Here is a 3,922-nt window from a genome sequence, read left to right as displayed (position 1 = left end):
TCGGCGAGATCCTTGCCCAGGACGCTGGGGTGGTCCTGGCGTGGATCATCGGCGGCGCCGCTGCGTACCAGCGGGACGGGTTGAACGAGCCGGCAGCTGTGCTGTCGGCGACTGCGCGGTATGCCAGGGACCAGGACACGGTCGGCCGTTTCGTCGAGGAGTTGTGCGCTCTGGTGGCTGGTCCGGGCGAGGTGCGCACCGACACGACGGTCCTACGCGCGGCGTACGAGCAATGGTGCGAGGAGACTGGCGAGCGGCCGGTGTCGGCGAAGCGGCTGACGCAGGAGTTGCGCGATCGCTTTCAAGTCGCCGATGGGCGCGGCACGAAGGGCCGGCGGTTCTATCGCGGGATCCAGCTGCTGAGCGCGGGCGAGCGTCTGTCGAGCGAAGGATGACTGAAGTGGGTACTCGGTCAGGCGCTCTGGGCGCCCGGGTGATGGGTGACGGGTGACGGATTGACCCAGGTTTCCCGGTTGTCGGCTTCGCGCGCGTACGCGCGTACGCGTGAGCTGCGGGCGCGAAGAGTGTTGTGTGGCCAGCGGCGGCTGATCTGTCACCCGTCACCCATGGCCGCAACCCGACCAAGTACGCCTGGCAGTCCGGCGGCGCCCTCGGGGTGCGGTAGCTGCTGATGGGCCATCGGTTGGTCCAGGGCGTATTGCGTCTGCTGGTCAGCGCCGCTCAGGATCCCGGCGCGCTGGGATCCTGCAACCTGCGTGTCCGGTCGTGTGTTGGACCAGCCCGACGGCAGGTCTGTCTCAAACCGGGCCGACCAGGAGCCCCGGCGGCTCGGTCCGTTGGCGACACTTGCCGGGTTGCGGTCTTGAACACGATGCCCACGTCGGTCGTTACCGGGCGGATCTGCTCGCGTCGGGCTGGCGCGGTTGTGTGGTCGGCCTGGTGGGCTCCGCGGTGGTGCTGCCTTCGGACTGGGCGAGTAGCCGCCTGGCATCCGGGCAGATCGCAGACTCGGCGTGGTGCCGGTCTCCGGTGATCATCCAGAAGCCGGCCCTGTTCGTCTCAGCTTAAGGGGGTCTGTTGAGGGGACGTCGTTGATGGCTTGCACCCCGGGCGGCTCCGGCTCGGCTGGCAGGTCCGGTGGGGCTACGAGGTGCTGATCAGATGGTCGCTCAGCAATCCGTGGTGGGAGCCCGGATGGCTGAATTCCGGGGCCAGATCTGGGGTGCCGCAGTTGTCGGGCACGTGCGAACGACGCGTGAGAACGCCGCAGCTGCGCGGCTGCGGTACTACTCCCGACCGTGGCGGTCGTGGGGCGGTCGTGGTGTCGGTTGTGGGCGGCGTCAGTGCTGGGTGTCGTCGAGCGGGACGATCATCATGACGCGACTGGCGGGCGCGCGCTCCGGCGTGAGAACGATGAGTTCGACGACGCGGATCCTATTGCCGAGCGCCGGGACCTTGACCCGGCGGCGCCTGCCATCCGAACCGACGTTGCTCAGGGGACTCCCGTCTATCAGTCGGGCGGCGTGGCTGCTCTCCAAGATTCCGCTGATGAGGGCTTTGAGCTTGGCGTTGTCCGGCTGGCGGGCTAGGGCGTACTGCATCTCTGCCCAGAGCTGAGGACCCCACTCGGTGTCCCAATTATGCAGAATGGTGCGGGCTTCGGCGGTGAACGCCCAACGCATGAAGTTGGGTCGGTCGCCGTGTACCCAGGGGAACCACTCGGCCGTAGGCTCGTTGTGCCTGATTACATACCAGGCGCTGTCGATGATGAACGCAGGGCATGAGATCTCTTTGAGCGTCCATAGAATGACGCGGCTTTCCCGCAGTTCTTGTTCCGGAACTCCGGTTCCGCGCCGGCGTGGAGCGAGTGAGAACAGCATGTTGGTCTCGTCGGGGGACATCTTGAGGATCGTGGCAACGGTGGTCAGGAAGTCGTCGCTGTAACCTTCGTCCAGGCCGCGTTCGAGCGCGCTGTGCCATGTGGAGCTGTAGCCGGACCGGCCGGCGATCTGCTCGATGGTCACTCGCCGGGTTTTCCTCGGTCGCTTACGCGGGCTGCCGGTGTCGCTGTCCGGGTGTGGAAACTGGTCAGGGTCGAGGCGATAGCGGCAATCCCGGACGAGTTTTGCGAGTTGGGCCTGGCGAGTGAGAGGCCGCGCGGTCGTCATGACCCTCCCCTGTGGGTAATGACACGGGCGGAGCATCCGTCGGAGCGGGCGGAAGGTCCGTTGAAGTGCAAGAACATAGCAAGGGCCCGCTTGCTCGGTGGGGGTGGATCCAAAATGAGTCCTATGTGGTGGAACCCAAGAAGGCCAGGTCACGGGCCAGGTGAAGTGAATGCTGTGATCTTGAGCACTCGCAGTGTCACTGTATGAAAGTAGCAATGTGTTACGAAGATCCATCAACGCGTGCAGTATGGAAACTTCATTGATGCGTGGGGGCGCTCAGGGGTGTTCGACCGCCACGCCAAAGGGGGGACTATGGCGCAGCGGACGGCACTGGTCATCGGCACGAGCTCGGGCATCAGCCACGCCGTAGCGCGGAGGTTAGTCACCGATGGACACCGAGTGGCTATTACCTACAGTGAAGAGGCTCCACCGGAGTTCTTCAGCGTCCACTGTGACCTCGCCCAGGTTGACACCATCGAGTCTGCCTTCGGCGAGGTAGAAAGCGGCCTAGGCCCGGTCGGCATCCTGGTGGTCGATGCCGGAGTTCCCCGCGAGCCGCGACTGCCCGGTCCTGCTGCGACTGACCTTAGCCACGCGACCCGCGTCGGGTTGCGGGCGGTGTCCGCGGCGGCCAATCGTGCCCGTGAGTCGATGAAGCAAGCCGAGTGGGGCCGGATGATCTTCCTTGCGTCACCGCTGGCCATGGTGGACGAGACCGGGCCGGCCCGCTATGCCGGGTTCAGTTTCAACGCCGGCCTGAACGGTCTGGTTCAGTCGCTGACCGAGGAACTCGCGGCCGACAACATCGCGGTCAACGTGGTCGCTCCCGGCCTGATCGAAGGCGACGAAAAGGTTCAGCTGAGCCCAGGGATACGAACTCACCCGATGTGGCACATTCCCGCACACCGTGCCGGCAGGCCCGCCGAGGTCGCCGCCGCCGTGTCCTTTTTTGCCGACGATCGCTCTGGCTACGTCAATGGGACGACTTTGCGCGTAGACGGTGGCATCGGTATCCGTACCGGCATGAACAACCGCTTGTGACAGTGAAGCCGCTGCTCAACGCATGTACCAGGCGACTTCTCGTCGCAGTCTGGGCGGCGGCGACCAGTCGAGGCTGCATAGGTCTGGCTCTCACGTTCGGCGTTTCCTGCGGGCGAGTGCTCCCGCGCTCCGGCGGCGGTGTCATGGCCGGCCATTCGACCTGAGGCCGAGCAGAAGTCAACTAGTTATCGAGACGGGAGAATGGAGTGTCCACGCAGGTTCTGAGAAGGTCGGTACGAGCCGATGATCTCATCGGTAGCACGGCGCAACAGCGTCGTGGCCAGGTGCGCAAGGTGAGGGGGGAAGGTCGCGGCGCGATGCAACAGGCCGGCTCAGCGGATGAAGAACAGGAGAATCTCGCACCGTCGTTCAAGACGCTGCTGGAGGAACTTCGTGCGTCGCCCGGCTGGGCGCAGTTGCCGTTCAGTCGGCGGCTACGGCGGATCCGCAAGGCGCGGGACTGGTCGCATCAGCAGCTCGCACGTCGGATGGTCCTTGTCGGCAGGAATCATCGCGGGCGAACGGCCGGCGCGGAATCTCTGGTGACGATGCTCAGCAGGTGGGAGAACGACGACCGGGTGGCCGACGAGCGCAACCGTCGGCTGCTCGCCGACGCTCTGGAGGTGGAGGTCGCCGATCTCGGGCTGAGCGTGGATCCAGACGTCATCTGGTGAGCGAAAGTGCCGGCGCAGTCAGTCGCCGACGGTGCTGCCGGCTGGGCGGAGCCCGGCAACACTGAATCGAGCAGGGCC

The 3,922-nt window shown here is 65.5% G+C and carries 4 protein-coding genes; 3 read left to right on the top strand and 1 reads right to left on the bottom strand.

Features of this window, described 5'->3' with window-relative positions; all coding sequences use genetic code 11:
- A partial coding sequence (locus tag DMB66_RS58410) for a primase-like DNA-binding domain-containing protein (RefSeq protein WP_255441652.1) occupies window positions 1-395 on the top strand: 395 nt, incomplete at its 5' end.
- A gap of 906 nt (window positions 396-1,301) precedes the next feature.
- Here DMB66_RS58410 and DMB66_RS58405 read toward each other — a convergent pair.
- On the bottom strand, window positions 1,302-1,985 hold the full coding sequence (locus DMB66_RS58405) for a helix-turn-helix domain-containing protein (protein ID WP_125812545.1): 684 nt from the start codon (window positions 1,983-1,985) through the stop codon (window positions 1,302-1,304).
- Between the two features lie 456 nt (window positions 1,986-2,441).
- Between DMB66_RS58405 and DMB66_RS58400 the strand changes: the two genes are divergently transcribed.
- Window positions 2,442-3,170: an SDR family NAD(P)-dependent oxidoreductase gene (locus DMB66_RS58400; protein ID WP_125812544.1), complete on the top strand. Its 729-nt coding sequence runs from the start codon at window positions 2,442-2,444 to the stop codon at window positions 3,168-3,170.
- Between the two features lie 206 nt (window positions 3,171-3,376).
- Window positions 3,377-3,844: a hypothetical protein gene (locus tag DMB66_RS58395; protein ID WP_125812543.1), complete on the top strand. Its 468-nt coding sequence runs from the start codon at window positions 3,377-3,379 to the stop codon at window positions 3,842-3,844.
- Window positions 3,845-3,922: the final 78 nt, after the last annotated feature.

Source organism: Actinoplanes sp. ATCC 53533, assembly GCF_003947245.1.
The sequence above is the reverse complement of the archived record's forward strand: the minus strand, read 5'-3'. Positions and strand labels throughout refer to the sequence as shown.